Source organism: Pseudomonas sp. Irchel s3a12 (assembly GCF_900187485.1).
In the GTDB taxonomy this organism is placed as follows: Bacteria; Pseudomonadota; Gammaproteobacteria; order Pseudomonadales; family Pseudomonadaceae; genus Aquipseudomonas; species Aquipseudomonas neuropathica.
In genome coordinates, this window is the sequence record NZ_FYDN01000003.1 from 300,619 (window position 1) to 317,893 (window position 17,275).

Annotated in this window: 15 protein-coding genes; 9 read left to right on the plus strand and 6 right to left on the minus strand. The window is 60.0% G+C overall.

The features are described 5' to 3' along the window. Positions 1–4 precede the first annotated feature (4 nt). A complete protein-coding gene (locus CKW14_RS07565; RefSeq protein ID WP_095049566.1) occupies positions 5–982 on the minus strand; it encodes an NADPH:quinone reductase in 978 nt (325 codons plus the stop codon). Positions 983–1,132: 150 nt separating this feature from the next. On the opposite strand from CKW14_RS07565, the gene hemF reads away from it, so the two are divergent. Together hemF and aroE are read left to right on the plus strand one after the other, a co-directional pair. After that, a complete protein-coding gene (gene hemF / locus CKW14_RS07570) occupies positions 1,133–2,047 on the plus strand; it encodes an oxygen-dependent coproporphyrinogen oxidase (protein WP_095049565.1) in 915 nt (304 codons plus the stop codon). A gap of 9 nt (positions 2,048–2,056) precedes the next feature. Further along, on the plus strand, positions 2,057–2,878 hold the full coding sequence (gene aroE / locus CKW14_RS07575) for a shikimate dehydrogenase (protein WP_095125087.1): 822 nt from the start codon (positions 2,057–2,059) through the stop codon (positions 2,876–2,878). A gap of 116 nt (positions 2,879–2,994) precedes the next feature. Here aroE and CKW14_RS07580 read toward each other — a convergent pair whose 3' ends face one another. The 3 genes from CKW14_RS07580 to betC all read right to left on the minus strand — a co-directional run bounded on the left by CKW14_RS07580 (position 2,995) and on the right by betC (position 7,270). Then, complete coding sequence (locus tag CKW14_RS07580) at positions 2,995–4,563, minus strand: SulP family inorganic anion transporter (RefSeq protein ID WP_095125088.1); 1,569 nt, start codon at positions 4,561–4,563, stop codon at positions 2,995–2,997. A gap of 255 nt (positions 4,564–4,818) precedes the next feature. Next, positions 4,819–5,739 (minus strand): choline ABC transporter substrate-binding protein, encoded by a 921-nt coding sequence (gene choX, locus CKW14_RS07585; RefSeq protein WP_095049562.1) that lies wholly within the window; start codon positions 5,737–5,739, stop codon positions 4,819–4,821. 16 nt (positions 5,740–5,755) lie between these two features. Beyond that, positions 5,756–7,270 (minus strand): choline-sulfatase, encoded by a 1,515-nt coding sequence (betC, locus tag CKW14_RS07590; RefSeq protein ID WP_095049561.1) that lies wholly within the window; start codon positions 7,268–7,270, stop codon positions 5,756–5,758. 114 nt (positions 7,271–7,384) lie between these two features. Between betC and CKW14_RS07595 the strand changes: the two genes are divergently transcribed. Beyond that, positions 7,385–8,335, plus strand: a complete 951-nt coding sequence (locus CKW14_RS07595) for a LysR family transcriptional regulator (protein WP_095125089.1) — start codon at positions 7,385–7,387, stop codon at positions 8,333–8,335. 81 nt (positions 8,336–8,416) lie between these two features. On the opposite strand, the gene CKW14_RS07600 is transcribed toward CKW14_RS07595, so the two are convergent. Continuing rightward, entirely contained in the window at positions 8,417–9,082 is a 666-nt protein-coding gene (locus tag CKW14_RS07600) for an NAD(P)-dependent oxidoreductase (protein WP_095049559.1), read from the minus strand. Between the two features lie 83 nt (positions 9,083–9,165). Between CKW14_RS07600 and CKW14_RS07605 the strand changes: the two genes are divergently transcribed. Beyond that, the gene (locus CKW14_RS07605) at positions 9,166–9,492 is read left to right on the plus strand and encodes a DOPA 4,5-dioxygenase family protein (RefSeq protein ID WP_095049558.1); all 327 of its coding nucleotides are present in this window, start codon (positions 9,166–9,168) and stop codon (positions 9,490–9,492) included. Here CKW14_RS07605 and CKW14_RS07610 read toward each other — a convergent pair whose 3' ends face one another. Beyond that, on the minus strand, positions 9,493–9,894 hold the full coding sequence (locus CKW14_RS07610) for a GFA family protein (RefSeq protein ID WP_095125090.1): 402 nt from the start codon (positions 9,892–9,894) through the stop codon (positions 9,493–9,495). Positions 9,895–10,216: 322 nt separating this feature from the next. Here CKW14_RS07610 and CKW14_RS07615 point away from each other — a divergent pair, with 322 nt between their 5' ends. The 5 genes from CKW14_RS07615 to CKW14_RS07635 all read left to right on the plus strand — a co-directional run bounded on the left by CKW14_RS07615 (position 10,217) and on the right by CKW14_RS07635 (position 17,238). Continuing rightward, the gene (locus CKW14_RS07615) at positions 10,217–11,524 is read left to right on the plus strand and encodes a CitMHS family transporter (protein WP_095049556.1); all 1,308 of its coding nucleotides are present in this window, start codon (positions 10,217–10,219) and stop codon (positions 11,522–11,524) included. A gap of 85 nt (positions 11,525–11,609) precedes the next feature. Beyond that, positions 11,610–12,377: a TerC family protein gene (locus CKW14_RS07620; protein WP_007911817.1), complete on the plus strand. Its 768-nt coding sequence runs from the start codon at positions 11,610–11,612 to the stop codon at positions 12,375–12,377. A gap of 433 nt (positions 12,378–12,810) precedes the next feature. Further along, complete coding sequence (locus CKW14_RS07625) at positions 12,811–14,469, plus strand: Na/Pi cotransporter family protein (protein ID WP_095125091.1); 1,659 nt, start codon at positions 12,811–12,813, stop codon at positions 14,467–14,469. A 170-nt stretch (positions 14,470–14,639) separates the two neighbouring features. Next, the gene (locus tag CKW14_RS07630) at positions 14,640–16,031 is read left to right on the plus strand and encodes a pitrilysin family protein (protein WP_095125092.1); all 1,392 of its coding nucleotides are present in this window, start codon (positions 14,640–14,642) and stop codon (positions 16,029–16,031) included. Positions 16,032–16,209: 178 nt separating this feature from the next. Further along, the gene (locus tag CKW14_RS07635) at positions 16,210–17,238 is read left to right on the plus strand and encodes a DUF5924 family protein (RefSeq protein WP_095049553.1); all 1,029 of its coding nucleotides are present in this window, start codon (positions 16,210–16,212) and stop codon (positions 17,236–17,238) included. The last annotated feature ends 37 nt before the right edge of the window (positions 17,239–17,275 follow it).

Sequence of the window (17,275 nt, forward strand, 5' to 3'; positions counted from 1 at the left end):
GGTATCAAGGCAGCAGGACGGTGGAACCGGTAGTGCGCCGCGCCGACAGCTCGGTTTGCGCCTTCGCCGCATCAGCCAGTGGATAACGCTGGCTGACATCCACCTTCAACTTGCCGCTGATGATCATCTCGAACAGCTCATCGGCCATTCGCTGCAGGTTTTCGGCGTTGTTGGCATAAGTCGCCAGCGTCGGCCGGGTCACGTACAGCGAACCCTTGGCGGAGAGAATCCCCAGATTCACGCCGTCCACCGCACCGGAGGCATTGCCGAAGCTCACCACCAGGCCACGCGGCGAAACGCTGTCGAGGGACGTCAGCCAGGTGTCCTTGCCGACACCGTCATAGACCACCGGGACTTTCTTGCCATCGGTCAATTCCAGCACGCGCTGGGCAACGTTTTCGTGGCTGTAATCGATCGTCGCCCACGCGCCGTTGGCCTTTGCCAGTTCAGCTTTCTCTTTGGAACTGACGGTGCCGATCAGCTTCACGCCCAGTGCCTTGGCCCATTGGCAGGCCAGCGAACCGACACCCCCGGCAGCGGCATGAAACAGAATGGTTTCGCCACCCTTGAGCTCATAGGTCTGGCGCAGCAGGTATTGCACAGTCAGGCCTTTGAGCATGACCCCGGCAGCCGTTTCGAAACTGATTTCGTCGGGCAGATGCACCAGATTATCCTGGGGCAGCACATGCAATTCGCTGTAGGCCCCCAACGGGCCGCTGCCATAGGCCACGCGATCACCGACCTTGAACCGGGTGACGTCGCTGCCCACGGCATCGACGATCCCCGCACCTTCAGCACCCAGGCCGGACGGCAAGGCGGGCGGTGCGTACAGACCGCTGCGGTAATAGGTGTCGATGAAGTTCAGGCCGATCGCCTTGTTCGCCACGCGGACTTGATTGGGGCCGGGCGCGGCGGGTTGGTAATCAACATATTCGAGCACTTCGGGGCCGCCATGGGCGCGGAACTGGATACGCTTTGCCATCTGCCTGCTCTCCTTGGGTCTTTTGTGAGCCCCCTATCCAACTCCCATGCTTGATCTTCGTCAACTGCGGCGGGCTGTTGTGCGGTGGTATGCTACGCGCCCATTTGCGTCGCCCGTCTGCCGGGGCGCCGCCCGATTCAAGGTGAAGCCATGACGACCCGCACCGACGCCGTAAAGGCCTATCTGCTCGACCTGCAAGACCGCATCTGCGCGGCTCTCGAAACCGAAGACGGCGGCACGCGCTTCGTCGAAGACGCCTGGACCCGGCCCGCCGGCGGTGGCGGTCGTACTCGCGTGATCGAGAACGGCACGGTAATCGAAAAGGGTGGTGTCAACTTTTCCCACGTCTTCGGCAGTGGTCTGCCACCGTCGGCCAGCGCCCATCGCCCGGAATTGGCTGGCCGCGGTTTCGAAGCCCTTGGCGTGTCGCTGGTGATCCACCCGCACAACCCGCATGTGCCGACGTCCCACGCCAACGTGCGCTTTTTCATCGCCGAGAAGGAGGGTGAAGAGCCGGTCTGGTGGTTCGGCGGCGGCTTCGACCTGACCCCGTATTACGGCAATGAAGAAGATTGCGTTCACTGGCACCGCATCGCCGAGCAGGCCTGCGCGCCGTTCGGGGCAGACGTTTATCCGCGCTACAAGGCTTGGTGCGATACCTATTTCCACATCAAGCATCGCCACGAACCGCGTGGCATTGGCGGCCTGTTTTTCGATGACCTGAACGAATGGGACTTCGACACCAGCTTCGCCTTTATGCGCGCCATCGGCGATGCGTACATCGACGCCTATCTGCCGATCGTGCAGCGCCGCAAGAACGATGCCTTCACTGCCCGGCAGCGAGAGTTCCAGGAATTCCGCCGTGGCCGTTACGTCGAGTTCAATCTGGTCTACGACCGTGGCACCTTGTTCGGTCTGCAATCGGGCGGGCGCACCGAGTCGATCCTGATGTCGTTGCCGCCGCAAGTGCGCTGGGGCTATGACTGGAAAGCCGAGCCTGGCAGCGAAGAAGCACGCCTGACCGAGTACTTCCTGCAAGACCGCGACTGGCTGGCTGAGGCCTGAGGACATCTGATGGATCGTTACGTCGTTTTCGGCAACCCGATCGGCCACAGCAAATCGCCGATGATTCACAAGCTGTTCGCCGAGCAGACCGGCCAGCACCTCGACTACAGCACCTTGCTGGCGCCGCTCGACGATTTCGCCGGCTGCGCCACGGCGTTTTTCCAGGAGGGTCGCGGCGCCAACGTCACTGTGCCGTTCAAGGAAGATGCCTATCGTCTGGCCAACAGCCTGACCGCGCGTGCACAACGGGCTGGCGCGGTGAACACCTTGAGCAAACTGGCCGACGGCTCACTGCTCGGTGATAACACTGACGGCGCCGGACTGGTGCGCGATCTGACGGTGAACGCCGGGTTCAGCCTGACCGGCAAACGCATTTTGCTGCTCGGTGCCGGTGGTGCGGTGCGCGGGGCGTTGGAGCCGTTGCTGGCGGAACAACCGGCCTCGGTGATCATCGCCAATCGTACGGTGGACAAGGCTGAGTTGCTGGCGGAGTTGTTCTGCGACCTCGGGCCGGTCTCGGCCAGTGGTTTCGACTGGTTGCGCGAGCCGGTGGACGTGATCATCAATGCCACATCGGCCAGCCTGAGCGGCGACGTGCCGCCGATTGCGCCAAGCCTGATCGAGCCGGGCAAGACCCTGTGCTACGACATGATGTACGGCAAGGAGCCGACGGCGTTCTGCCGCTGGGCCCGTGAACATGGCGCGGCGGTGGCGATGGATGGCTTGGGGATGTTGGCGGAGCAGGCGGCTGAGGCGTTTTTCCTGTGGCGTGGTGTGCGCCCTGATACCGCTCCGGTACTCGCCGAACTACGCCGCCAACTGGCGCAATAAATACCCATGTGGGAGCGAGCCTGCTCGCGAAAGCGGTTTGTCTGACATATCAATGTTGGATGTGCCGCAGTCTTCGCGAGCAGCCTCGCTCCCACAAGGATTACCTTGATCGCCAATCAATCCTCAAACCGGATCGGGCATTTCTCTGGCCCTTCCAGTTTGCGTAACTCCTCTACGACCTGCGGCCGCGCCCGGCGCAAGGTCAGGCTGCGATCCTGGCCAAGCAAGCGTCGCGCCTCCTGATGCAACATCTCCACGCCCGAATAGTCGATGAAGTTGATCTGCTGCGCCTCAATCACCACGCGTGCGCCGTGCATGCGCTGCAGACGTACTTGCAGGTAATGGCTGGCGCCGAAAAAGATCGATCCGCCGACACGCAACACATCGTCTTCGCCGTCGCGCCAGTGCTGCACGCGCGGTTGCGAAGTGCGCTTGAGGTAGAAGAACAGCGAGGCCAGCACACCGGCATAAATCGCCGTCTGCAATTCCAGCAGCAAAGTCGCGAGGCAGGTCAGCGCCATCACCACGAACTCGGCGCGGCTGACGCGCAGCAATGAGCGAATGCCTCGGTGGTCGACCAGCCCCCAGGCAATCAACAGAATGCTCCCAGCCATCGCCGGGATCGGAATGTGCGCAATCAGCCCCGCACCAAAAATTGCGAACAACGCCACCCAGATTGCTGAAAACACCCCGGCCAGCGGCGAGCAAGCGCCCGCCTCGTAACTTAGGCCCGAGCGGGTGAACGACCCGGCCGACAGCGACCCGGAAAAGAACGCCCCGACAATATTCGACAAGCCCTGCGCACGGACTTCCTGATTGGCATCAAGCAATTGCTGCGACCGCGCCGAAATCGAGCGGGCAATCGACAGACTGGTAACCAGGCCGAGCATGCCCACCGCCACAGCGCTTGGCAGCAACCGCAGGATCAAATCCAGATCCAGCGGCAATCCACTGAACGGCGGCAAACGCCCGACAAACGCGCTGACCAGATGCACATGGCCGAACACGCCCGGCCACAACCACACCAGCAAACTGGCCAGCACCAGCGTGATCAACAGCGTCGGCCAGCGCGGCAACAGGTGTTTGAGCAGCAGACCGACGACCACCGTGGTCAAACCCAATACCAGCGAAGGTTTATCCACAGCCCGCAGGTGTTGCAGCAGATCCATCAAACTGGCCAGCGCAGTGGCTTTTGCCGGCAACTCCAGGCCCAGCAGGTTTGGCAATTGCCCGATAGCAATCACCACCGCCGCGCCGAGGGTGAACCCCAGCACCACCGAATGCGAGACAAAATTCACCAGCGCGCCAAAGCGCAGCAAACCGAGCAGCCACTGGAATATCCCCGCAAGCAAGGTCAGCAGCAGGATCAGGGTGATGTAGTCCTGCGAGGCCGGAACCGCTAAGGGGCTGACACTGGCAAACAGCACAATCGAAATCGCTGCCGTCGGACCGCAGATCAAATGCCACGACGAACCCCACAGGCAGGCGATCAGCACTGGGATGATCGCGGCGTAGAGGCCGTACTCAGGTGGCAGACCGGCGATCAATGCGTAGGCAATCGACTGGGGTAAGGCGAGAATCGCCCCGCTGAGGCCGACGATCAGATCCCGTCCGACGCTGGCGCGGGTTTGTCGCGGCAACCAGGTGAGGAAGGGCAAGAGAGAGTGGCGGCTGGGGAAGGCCATGGGTCCTCGCGGTTGGGTTTTGTTCAAGGTTATCAGGGTGCCAGGGCAAAGGCCCCTCACCCTAACCCTCTCCCAGAGGGAGAGGGGACTGACCGTGGTGTTTGTCAGAGATTCACCGATCTGCGATTTCAGAGTTGAGCGCAAGTTTTGAATCCAACAGATATCGGCTCCCTTTCCCCCTCGCCCCTCTGGGGGAGAGGGCTGGGGTGAGGGGGCAACAATCTCAAGCCGGGCACAATTCCAACAGCCCCACGATCAAAGCTTCGCTTTCACCGCCGCCAACGCATCCTTTCCGTCAGCCGTCTTGACGCCATCCAGCCACTTATCCAACACCGCCGGATTCGCCTTGATCCAAGCCTTCGCCGCCTCGGTATTGCTGACCTTTTTGTTCACCACCTCAGCCATGATGCTGTTCTCCATCTCCTGAGTGAACGAAAGATTGGTCAGCAATTTGCCCACATTCGGACACGCCTCGGCGTAGCCTTTGCGCGTTAACGTAAACACGCTGCCGGTGTCGCCAAAGTACTTCTCGCCACCCTTGAGGTAATGCATCTTCAACTGCACGTTCATCGGGTGCGGCGTCCAGCCGAGGAAGGTGACGAATTTCTGTTTCTTCACCGCCCGCGACACTTCAGCCAGCATCGCCTGTTCGCTGGATTCGATCAGCTTCCACTGGCCCATGTCGAAGTCGTTCTTCTTGATGATTTCCTGCAGCGAGATATTCGCCGGCGCACCCGAACCGATGCCGTAGATCTTACGGTCGAACTTGTCCGCGTATTTGTTCAGGTCGGCAAAGTTATGCACACCCGCGTCCCACACGTAGTCCGGCACGGCGAGGGTGAATTCTGTGCCGTCGAGGTTCTTCGCCAGTTGCGTGACATCGCCGGTGGCGACGAACTTGTCATAGAAACCCTGCTGCGCCGGCATCCAGTTGCCGAGAAACACGTCCACCTGGCCGTCCTTCAAACCACCGAAGGTGATCGGCACCGCGAGGGTGTCGACCTTGGCCTTGTAGCCCATGCCATCCAGCAGAAACCCGGTGATGGCGTTGGTCGCGGCGATGTCGCTCCAGCCCGGATCGGCCATTTTCACGGTGTCGCAGCTTTGCTCGGCGAAAGCCGAGGCGCTGCTCAGCGCGAACAGGCCGACCGTCACTATTGTGGATAACTTACGCATGGACTTCCCCTTAACATTATTGGTTTTGGCAGGGTTGTGGATAACGTGCTTTGCGTTCCAGATCGTCGAGGTCGATGTGGTTGCGCATGTATTGCTGACTGGCGTCAACCAGTGGCTGGTGATCCCAGCTCTTCAGCTTGCCGATGGTCAACGCGTCGGCGACAAATCGGCGGCGGCGCTGGCTGGCGAGGACCTCCCGGTGAATCGACTGAATGTCCCATTTGACCCGTGCTTCGGCGAGAAAATCGTCGAACAGCGGGCGATGCTGCGGCGATTGGCTGAGTTCTTCCAGTTCACGCGGATCGTTATCTACGTCGAAAAGTAGGCAAGGGTCGCTTTCACTGTAGATAAATTTGTAGGCGCCGCGACGGATCATCATCAGCGGGCTGATGGTGCCTTCGGCCATGTATTCACCGAACACTTCGTCATGACCGCCCTGCCCTCGCAGGTGCGAAACCAGTGAGCGGCCATCCAGTGGCAAGCCGGGTTCCAGCGTGCCGCCGGCCAATTCGACGAAGGTTGGCAACAGGTCTGCGGTCGATACGGCAGCGCTGACACGCCCGGCATCGAACTGGCCTGGAGCACTTATCAACAGGGGGACGCGCGCCGCCATTTCGTACCAATGCATTTTGTACCAAAGGCCCTTTTCGCCGAGCATGTCGCCGTGGTCACCGGAGAAGACAATAATTGTGTCATCGATCAGCCCGGTTTCTTCGAGGGTTTGCAGAAGTTTGCCGACGTTGGCGTCGATATAGCTGCAGGCACCGAAATACGCCCGGCGTGCATCGCGAATCTTATCCACAGGCAGTGGCTTATCCCACAGGTCATAAACCTTGAGCAGCCGCTGCGAGTGCGGATCGAGTTCGTGTTGATCCGGAGTTGTAGGCAACGGGATATCGGCATCGTCGTACAAATCCCAGAACGCCTTGGGAATGGTGTACGGGTCGTGTGGGTGAGTCATCGATACTGTCAGGCAGAACGGCTGGTCGCCGTCCTCGCGGATGTGATCGAACAGATATTGCTGCGCCTTGAACACCACCTCTTCATCGAAATCCAGCTGATTGGTGCGCACACATGGCCCAGCCTGCAGCACCGAAGACATGTTGTGGTACCAGCTCGGCCTTACATCCGGCTCATCCCAGTTCACGGCCCAACCGTAATCGGCCGGGTAGATATCACTGGTCAGGCGTTCTTCATAACCGTGCAACTGGTCCGGACCGCAGAAGTGCATCTTGCCGGATAGCGCGGTGCGGTAGCCCATGCGGCGCAGGTAGTGCGCGTAGGTCGGAATGTCGGCAGGGAAATCGGCGGCGTTGTCGTAGGCGCCGATCTTGCTCGGCAACTGGCCGCTGACCAGGGTGAACCGCGACGGCGCGCACAACGGGCTGTTGCAGTAAGCGGCGTCGAACACCACGCCTTGGGCGGCGAGGCGGGAAAGATTCGGCAGTTTGATCGGCGATGGGCCGTAAAACGGCAACATTGGCGCGGCCATCTGATCGGCCATGATGAAAAGAATATTCTTGCGCTTCATGTGATCGCGGCATTCCATAGTGAATATTTATGCGACATTGCTGCGATCGAGCATGGAGTCCATGCTTTATCCGGTAAAGCCCGCGCCGGACAATGACTAGGATAAGCACAGCTTATGTATGAAGCCTTGGGTGATCTGTCCCTCGACCTGCTGCGTGCCTTCGAAGCGGCAGCCCGCCAGCGCAGCTTTACCGCAGCGGCGGTAGAGCTTGGCACCACGCAACCAGCGATCAGTCAGCAGATCAAACGGCTGGAAGAACAACTCGGTACGCGACTATTTGATCGCATTTACCGTGGGATCGAGCTGACCGAAGTCGGCGCGATACTGTTTGAGCAAGTTACTCTCGGTTTGCAGAATATCGATGCAGGATTGAGCGCGATCAGCGCACAACAGCAGCATGAAGTCCTGCAAGTTGCCACCGACTTTGCCTTCGCTGCTTATTGGCTGATGCCGCGCCTGCACCGCTTTCATGAAGCCAACCCGCAGGTCGACGTCAGCCTGGTGACCAGCGAACGCAACCACAACATGCTGCGCACCGATATCGATGTGGCGATCCTGTTTGGCGACGGGCGTTTCAAGCAGGGCGAAAGCCATTGGCTGTTCAGCGAAGAAGTGTTCCCGGTGTGCAGTCCGCAATTGCTCAAGGACCGCGCCCTGCCCTTGCCTGCTCACGCGCTGCTGGAGTTCCCGTTGCTGCACCTGCGTGGGGAGAACAGCAGCAACTGGTTTGACTGGAGCGGTCTGTTTCGCGAGTTGGGCATCACTACACCGCCGGCGCCGGGGCAATTGCGTTTCGACAATTACACGCTGTTGATTCAGGCGGCGATTGGCGGCCAGGGCGTGGCGATCGGTTGGCGGCACCTTGTGGATAACTTGCTGACGCAAGGTCTGTTGTGTCGCCCGATTGCTGAAACGACGCTGTCGCGGTTGGGTTATTACGTGGTGCTGCCGCAACGCAAACGTCGGGGCGCGCTGATTCAGCAGTTTGTCGATTGGTTGATGGCGGAACAGGCGAGCAGTGCTGAGTCGCTTAATGGACTCGCACTGCCTTCGATCGCGGTTTGAAAGTCAAAAGATCGCAGCCTGCGGCAACTCCTACATCTGGAGCGCGGTCCCCCTGTAGGAGCTGCCGAAGGCTGCGATCTTTTACGAATCTGAAGCCGCAACGAAATTCACATGCTGCCCTACATGCAAATTCAGCCTTAGCTCATCGGCAATCCCCACCGCCACGCGGTTCAGCCGCTCCAGTGGCTCGGCCAGTCCCGGTTCGAGATTGCCGCCGACCTGGCTGAAATGCTCAATGGTCAACCCGGCCACGCCGTGTGGCGCATTGACCAGTGTCCAGTGCAGCGGACTGCTTTGCACGGCTTCGCGAATTTCTTCGGCGGCATGGCGTTGCAGGCGATCATCGACGTCCCGCTCATCGAGTACGGCAAAATCCCCCACCAGAAACAGCCGCGACACATTGGCCGCTTGCAGGCCATCGACCAGTGCGTCGACGGCCAGTACCTGCTCGACCGGTCCGAGCACAACGGAGCGTTCAATTTGATCGCTACTGAATGGCAACCCCGGTGCATCCAATAAACAGATCACTGCCGAACTGCCGGCCACGCTCTGATTGATCCGCTCCGAGTCGAACAAATCACCGGTTTTGGTACGCAAGCCCGGACGCGGCGCAAGTGCGGTCAGATCGTCGAGAATGGCGATGACTTCATGCTGACGACGCAGCAACTCAGCCATCAACGCGCTGCCCAGGCTACTCATGGCACCATAGAGCACCACTTTTACCGCCGGGGTTTCGGCATTTTTCATGGCTGATCCCTTTTCTTATACCTTGTATGGCGTGTGACATACGGGTAACGCTGAGGGTTCGAACCGATTTCCGAGGGTTTGCGATGCAAGCGATCAAGGGCTACCACGCCCACGTCTATTTCGACGCCGACACCATCGATCAGGCGCGCGCGTTGTGTGAGAAAGCCGCGCAATTGTTTCCATTGAAAATGGGCCGCGTCCACGAACGCCCGGTCGGCCCGCATCCGGACTGGAGTTGCCAGTTGGCCTTCGGCCCCGAGTTGATCAGCGATGTGCTGCCGTGGCTGGCGCTGAACCGCAAAGGTCTGGTGGTATTCCTGCACCCGGACACCGGTGATGACCTGCTCGACCACACCGAACACGCAATCTGGATGGGCGCGATGCGGTCGCTGGATCTGTCTGTTTTCTGATCACAGCGTTTCTTCGGCTTCGCCCGGCAGATGCTCGTCCAGGTGCAGCCAGGGCAATTGGCTGTCCGTCCAGATGTGTCGCTCGGCGGGTGCCTGCTCTGGGTGATCAAGTGTGGCGATGGTCACGTCGATGCTTTCAGGGCTGAGCAACGTCACCAGCGCCATTTGCGCGCCGCACTGCGGGCAAAAGAACCGCGCACAACTGGCGGACGAGTCGTAACGCGACGGCGTACCGGCCAGCCATTGGAAACTGGAGCCTGGCACTGTGATCCACGTCGTGACGATGCCGCCGCTGACCTTGCGGCAGATTGAACAATGGCAATGGGCGATATCCTGCAACGCCCCGCTGAACTGATAACGAATGTGTCCGCAATGGCAGCCGCCGCTGTGCAATTGGCTCATGATCAAAGCCCTCCTTCCCGTGTTTATTGACTCTGGTTCGCATCCGACGGCCGGTTGACCGTTCACCCAAAGCTTTCTTCAGCGAAAGGTAGCTGAAAGCTTCCGCGATTAGGATCGCCTCCACTTCCGGCAACAGACCGGTCGGCCAATGCGTGTGATACCCCGCACGAACGGCCCAATTAACAACAACAATGGTGATTCTGATGTCCTCTGTAGCCCGCCTTCGCGCTGTCACTCCTCCCGTACGTCTCGTGCTTCCCGTTCTGCGCTGATCGGCCCGATCTGCTCATTTAACTAGCCACGCTACGCCTGGAGTATTCCCATGCTGACTTTCCTTGGCTTCGCCATGGTCATCACGTTCATGTTCCTGATCATGACCAAGCGCCTGTCCGCGCTGATCGCTCTGATCATCATCCCGATCGTCTTCGCCCTGTTCGGCGGTTTCGCACCGAAGATCGGTCCGATGATGCTCGAAGGCATCACCAAGCTCGCGCCGACCGGCGTGATGCTGATGTTCGCCATTCTCTATTTCGCCCTGATGATCGACTCCGGCCTGTTCGACCCGGCCGTGCGCAAGATCCTCAAACTGGTCAAGGGCGACCCGCTGAAAGTTTCGGTCGGCACCGCCGTACTGGCGCTCGTCGTTTCCCTCGATGGTGACGGCGCGACCACTTACATGATCTGCGTGGCCGCCATGCTGCCGCTGTACAGCCGCATCGGCATGAGCCCGCGGATCATGGCCGGTCTGATCATCCTCGCCGGTGGCGTGATGAACATGACCCCATGGGGCGGCCCGACTGCCCGCGCCGCCAGTGCGCTGCACGTCGATCCATCGGACATTTTCGTGCCGATGATTCCGGCGATGGCGGCTGGTGTTTTGGCGATCCTGGTCATCGCCTACTTTTACGGTAAGCGTGAGCGTGCGCGTCTCGGTGAGCTGCATCTGGTTGGCGATGATATCGATCACAGCGAAATCAGCGTGTCGCAATTCCCGGATGCCCGCCGTCCGAAACTGATCTGGTTCAACGGCGCCCTGACCTTCGGCCTGATGTGCACGCTGATCGCCGGCCTGTTGCCGTTGCCGGTGCTGTTCATGGTGGCGTTCAGTATTGCCATGATCGTCAACTACCCTTGCCTGCAGATGCAAAAGGATCGTGTCGCCGCTCACGCCGGCAGCGTGCTGGCAGTGGTCGGGCTGATCTTTGCGGCGGGTATCTTCACCGGTATCCTGAGCGGCACCGGCATGGTCGATGCGATGTCGAAGAGCCTGTTGGCGGTGATTCCGGATTTTCTCGGCCCGTACCTGGCCGTGATCACGGCGCTGGTGAGCATGCCGTTCACCTTCTTCATGTCCAACGATGCGTTCTACTATGGCGTGTTGCCGGTGTTGGCCGAGGCCGCCAGCCACTACGGGATCACCGCAGTGGAAATGGCCCGTGCCTCGATCGTCGGTCAGCCCGTCCACTTGCTGAGCCCGTTGGTGCCATCGACGTATCTGTTGGTGGCCCTGGCCGGCATCGATTTTGGTGACCACCAGCGTTTCACCCTGAAATGGGCGATCCTGGTTTGTATCTGCATCCTGATTGCTGCACTGCTGTTGGGGACTTTCCCGGTGTTCAGCACTCTATAAGCCCACGACTCACCGTTTCGGGTCCTGGCTTCGCTGTTTGAAGCCCGGACCTTTTTCGGTTTAACAATCGCTCAAAGGAATACACATGGAATGGCTGACCAACCCCGAAATCTGGGTTGCCTTCTTCACCCTGACCGCCCTGGAAATCGTCCTCGGCATCGATAACATCATCATGATTTCGATCCTGGTCAGCCGCATGCCCAAACACATGCAGCAGCGCACCCGGATCTTCGGTCTCGGCCTGGCCATGATCACCCGCATCCTGTTGCTGCTGTCGATCACCTGGGTCATGCGCCTCACCGCCGACCTGTTCGAGGTGTTCGGCCAAGGCATTTCCGGCCGTGACCTGATCCTGTTCTTCGGTGGTCTGTTCCTGCTGTGGAAGAGCTCGCAAGAGATGTACCACGCGCTGGAAGGCGAAGACGAAAGCGACGAAACCCCGGGCGGCAAGGGTGGCAACTTCCTCTACACCATCATCCAGATCGCGATCATCGACATCGTCTTCTCGCTGGATTCGGTGATCACCGCCGTGGGCATGGTGTCCCACGTGCCGGTGATGGTCGCGGCGATCGTCGTGGCGGTGCTGGTGATGATGCTGGCCTCGGGCAAGATCAGCGAGTTCATCGACAAGCACCCGTCGCTGAAGATGCTGGCGCTGTCGTTCCTGCTGGTGGTCGGCACCGTGCTGATTGCCGAGTCGTTCGACGTGCATGTACCGAAAGGCTACGTCTACTTCGCCATGGCGTTCTCGCTGGCGGTGGAAGCGATCAACATCAAGCTGCGCGGCGCGATGGCCAAGAAGAGACAGCAGCAAGATCCGGTGAAACTGCGCAAGGACATCCCGGGCCAGTAACCCGGTAATCCAGACGCACGCAATACCCCCCTGTGGGAGCGAGCCTGCTCGCGAAGACGGAGTGTCAGTCGACAAAAATGTTGGCTGATTCACCGCTTTCGCGAGCAGGCTCGCTCCCACATTTGTTTGTGCAACATTCAGTCACTGCGGACCTTGTGGGAGCTGGCTTGCCAGCGATAGCGGAGTGTCAGGCGACATCAATGTTGGTTGTGCCGACGCCATCGCTGGCAAGCCAGCTCCCACAGGAGACGGCGTTGATTTAAAGGGAGTGTATGAAGCGCTTTTCATGACACTTTTGTTTCAATCGACACTTTAGCTGTGCAATGCTGGCGCCCAGACCGTTAGCCAACTACAGCTTAAGTATCAAAAACGTAGAAACCGCGCGGTACCGTCAACTTGCCTCTCTGAGGCACTGCTATTACAGGGGGTCTGCATGCTCACCCTGCTCAATCTGCTTTCCGCCGTCGCCCTGCTGATCTGGGGCACGCACATCGTTCGAACCGGCATCCTGCGGGTGTACGGCACCAACCTGCGCCATGTGATTGGCCAGAACATGTCCAAGCGCTGGCTGGCCTTTGTCGCCGGCATCGTCGTTACCGCGATGGTGCAGAGCAGCAATGCCACGGCCATGCTCGTGACCTCTTTCGTCGGCCAGGGCCTGATGGCGCTGACCCCGGCGCTGGCGACCATGCTCGGCGCCGACGTCGGTACCGCGCTGATGGCGCGGGTGCTGACGTTTGACTTGTCGTGGCTGTCGCCGCTGCTGATTTTCCTCGGGGTGATTTTCTTTCTGTCGCGCAAACAGACGCGGCTCGGGCAGATGGGCCGGGTCAGCATCGGTCTGGGGCTGATCATTCTCGCGCTGCAATTGATCGTCGAGGCCGCTGCGCCGATCACTCACGCTCAAGGGGTCAAGGTGATCTTCGCCTCGCTGACCGGCGATATCCTTCTCGACGCCTTGGTCGGCGCATTGTTCGCGATGATTTCCTACTCGAGCCTCGCCGCCGTGTTGCTCACCGCGACACTGGCTGGCGCCAGTGTGATCAGCTTGCCGGTGGCGATCGGTCTGGTGATCGGCGCCAACATCGGCAGCGGCATTCTCGCTTTCATGAGCACCAGCATGCAGAACGCGGCCGGGCGGCAAGTGGCGCTGGGCAGTCTGCTGTACAAACTGATCGGCCTGCTGCTGATCATTCCGGTACTCGATCCGCTGGTGCACTGGATCGACAGCCTCGATTTCAGCCCGCAGGAAATGGTCATCGGTTTCCACTTGCTCTACAACACTGCGCGCTGCCTGATTCTGCTGCCGTCGGTGGGGCCGATGGCGCGCCTCTGCGCGTGGCTGCTGCCGGAACGGCCGGAGGTCAACGGCACTGCCAAACCGCGTCACCTCGATGCGACGGCACTGGTCACGCCGAGCCTGGCGTTGGCCAACGCCGCGCGGGAAACTCTGCGCATGGGCGATCTGCTCGACAACATGCTCGACGCCACCCTCGATGTGCTGCGCGGCAAGCAGACCGCCGTCACCCAGGAAATGCGCCGATTGACCGACGACGTCGAGGCGCTGTACAGCGCGATCAAGCTGTACCTGGCGCAGATGCCCCGCGAAGACCTCGGCGAGCAGGACAGTCGGCGCTGGGCCGAGATCATCGAGCTGGCGATCAATCTGAAACTGGCCGCCGACCTGATCGAACGCATGCTGCGCAAGATCCAGCAGCAGAAAACCTCGCAGCGGCGCTCGTTTTCCGAGGAAGGTCTGGAGGATCTGGCCGGATTGCAGCAGCAATTGATCGCTAATCTGCGGTTGGGGCTGTCGGTGTTCCTCAGTGGTGACCGCGAAAGCGCCCGCCAGCTACTGCGCGAGAAACGCCGCTTTCGCGCGCAGGAACGTCGTCTGGCCCATGCGCATGTCAGCCGTTTGCAACGCAAGATCGTGCAGAGTATCGAGACCAGTTCGCTGCATCTGGAGTTGATTGCCGACATGAAGCGGCTCAATTCGCTGTTTTGCGGCAGTGCGTATGTGGTGCTGGAAACGGCGGATACCGGGGCGCTGGCGGCGGATGATATTGCCGACATTACGCATTCGCCTTGAACGACTGGGGCTTGGTTTAGTCAGTTACATTGATTCAGCCTTCAGGCCGCTATCGCGAGCAGGCTCACTCCTACAGTGGGGAATGCATTTCAAATGTGGGAGCGAGCTTGCTCGCGAAGGCGATCTGACTGACGACACGGATCTCCAAATCAGCCGTATGGAAGCCTGTTATGCGTTGCCTGTTGTTCGCCTGTCTGTTGCTCGGTTCCCTGCCCGCCTTCGCCCTGGATCGTTTTCAGGTTGAAGGCTATGCGCTGCCCAATGGTTTGCAGTTGCTGCTCAAGCCCGGCACCGAGCGCGGGCATGTTGCGATCCGGTTGGTAGTGGGCGTCGGCCTTGATGATTTCGATTGCGATGACAAGGAGTTGCCGCACCTGCTTGAGCATTTGTTGTTCAGCGGCATCGATGCGACCGGCGAAGGCGGTTTAGAGGAACGTATGCAAGCGCTGGGTGGTGACTGGAATGCGTTCACCAGTAACGCCGACACCACGTTTGTCATCGAAGCGCCGGCGAAAAACCAGCGCAAGGTACTCGACCTGCTGCTCGCTCTGCTCACGCAAACGCGCATCGACGACAACGCGATCAACGCCGCCAAACGTGTGGTCGAGCGCGAGGACGGCGGCCATTACACACGCCTGCAGCGCTTCCTTGATCGTCAGGACCTTGGCCACACCGCGAGCAATCAGCTCGCCGTCGAACTGGGCTTGAAATGCCCGCAGCGCGCCGAGGTCGGTCACCTGACTCAGGAACAACTGGAGAAGGTGCGCGAGGCCTGGTACGCGCCGAACAACATGACCCTGATCGTCGTCGGCGAACTCGACAAACTGCTGCCGGCCTATCTGGAACGCACCTGGGGCGCGCTCGAAGCGGTCGAGCCGAGCGAGCACCGTGCACTGCCGGACATCAGCACTAGCGCCGCCCATGAGCGCACCCTCACCCGTGGCTTTATCGGCGACAGCGCCAAGTTGCACTGGCTGGTGCCGGAACCGGTGCTGAACGATCAGTACGATGAGACGTTCGATATCCTCAAGGATTATCTGGATTGGGCGCTGTATCGGCAGATTCGTCTCAACCACGGTTTGTCCTATGGGCCGTGGGCCGAGCGTGAGGTATTTGGCGGCGTCGGTTTCATGAGCCTGAATGCCGATCTGGATCGTGATGACGTCGACGAAGCTATTCAGGTGCTGGAGGACCTCAAGGCTGATCTGCTGAAAAACGGCCTAGACCCGGATACTTTCGCGCGGATCAAACAGGCCTCGATCGCCCATCAGGCTTGGGCGGTACAGGGCAACAGCGCGATGGCGGATTACTACTGGAGCGCCCTCGGTGATTACCAGGACGGCCGTTTTGCCAACCCCGCGCGCGAGCTGCAAGGGGTGACGCTGGAAGCGGCGAACAAGGCCATGCGTGAGTTGCTGTTGCAACCGGGGTATCTGCGGATCGAGAAGCCGTTGATCAGTGATGATCAGGTTTTGTGGTTGAGTGCGGGTGGCTTGGGTCTGGTGTTGCTGGTCCTGATCGGCTGGCGTTTGCATCACCGCCGCCGGCCGGCCGAGCACTAATCCTGTAGGAGTGAGCCTGCTCGCGATAGCGGTCCTTCAGTCACCATTTCTTCGGCTGATATTCCGCAATCGCGAGCAGGCTCACTCCTACAATGAAATGCGTTGGTTTTAAGTGACCATCAGCCTTGCCAGCGCTACTCTGTCGAGGTTTTTTCCCCTCAAGTCGTGAACCGCCCAAATGCCAAAAATACAGCTCCTGATCCAGCGCATTCTCGAACTGATGAAGCGCTATCCCGGGGTCATTGCGCTTGGCGGGTTCATCTCCGGGGTCGGCAGTTTCATCATGGTCGATCGTCAGCAGGGCCTGGCGAGTTGGATCACCGTGATCATGCTGCTCAGCTGGATCTGGCTGATGCTGGAAAACACCCTCACCGGCCTCTTCACCCGCGTGTTCAAACGCGAGATTCCCCAGCCGCTGCTGCGTTACGCGACGCAGATGATCCATCAGGAAAGCCTGTTTTTCGTCCTGCCGTTCTTTTTCATCACCACGACGTGGAATAGCGGACAGCTGTTTTTCACCGGCCTGCTCAGCGTCGCGGCACTGATTTCCATCGTCGATCCGCTCTATTACAAATGGCTGGCGCCACGGCGCTGGGCGTTTCTCGCGCTGCACACTCTGACCCTGTTCGCCGCCCTGCTCACCGCGTTGCCGGTGATCATGCACCTGACCACCGCGCAAAGCTTCAAGTGGGCGCTTGGCATTGCCGTGTTGTTGTCGTTCCCGAGTCTGGCGTCGATCTTCCCGATCCGCACGCTGCGCAATGCCCTGGCGATCCTGTGCATCACGGTCGGCATCGGTGGCGTGGGTTGGGCGCTGCGTTCGTGGGTGCCACCGGCGACGCTGTGGATGACCGACGTGGCGATCAGCACGCAAATGCAGGACCGCACCCCAGGCGCCAGCCTCGACACGGTCAGCGCCGAGCAGATTCGTGGCGATGGCCTTTATGCCTATACCGCTATCAACGCGCCGCGCGGGCTGGATGAGCGGATTTATCACGTCTGGCAATTCAACGGCAAAGAGGTCGACCGCATCGCCCTCGACATCCATGGCGGGCGCAAGGAAGGCTACCGTGCGTGGACGCACAAGCAGAACTTCCCCGGCAACCCGGCGGGCAAGTGGCAAGTGCGGGTGTTGACCGAGGATGGCCAGGTGATCGGCGTGCTGCGTTTCGAAGTCACGGACAGCACAGCGATCAAAGAAAAGTAATCCGGTTCGTGCTATTACGTTAGTTCGCATAAAGGCC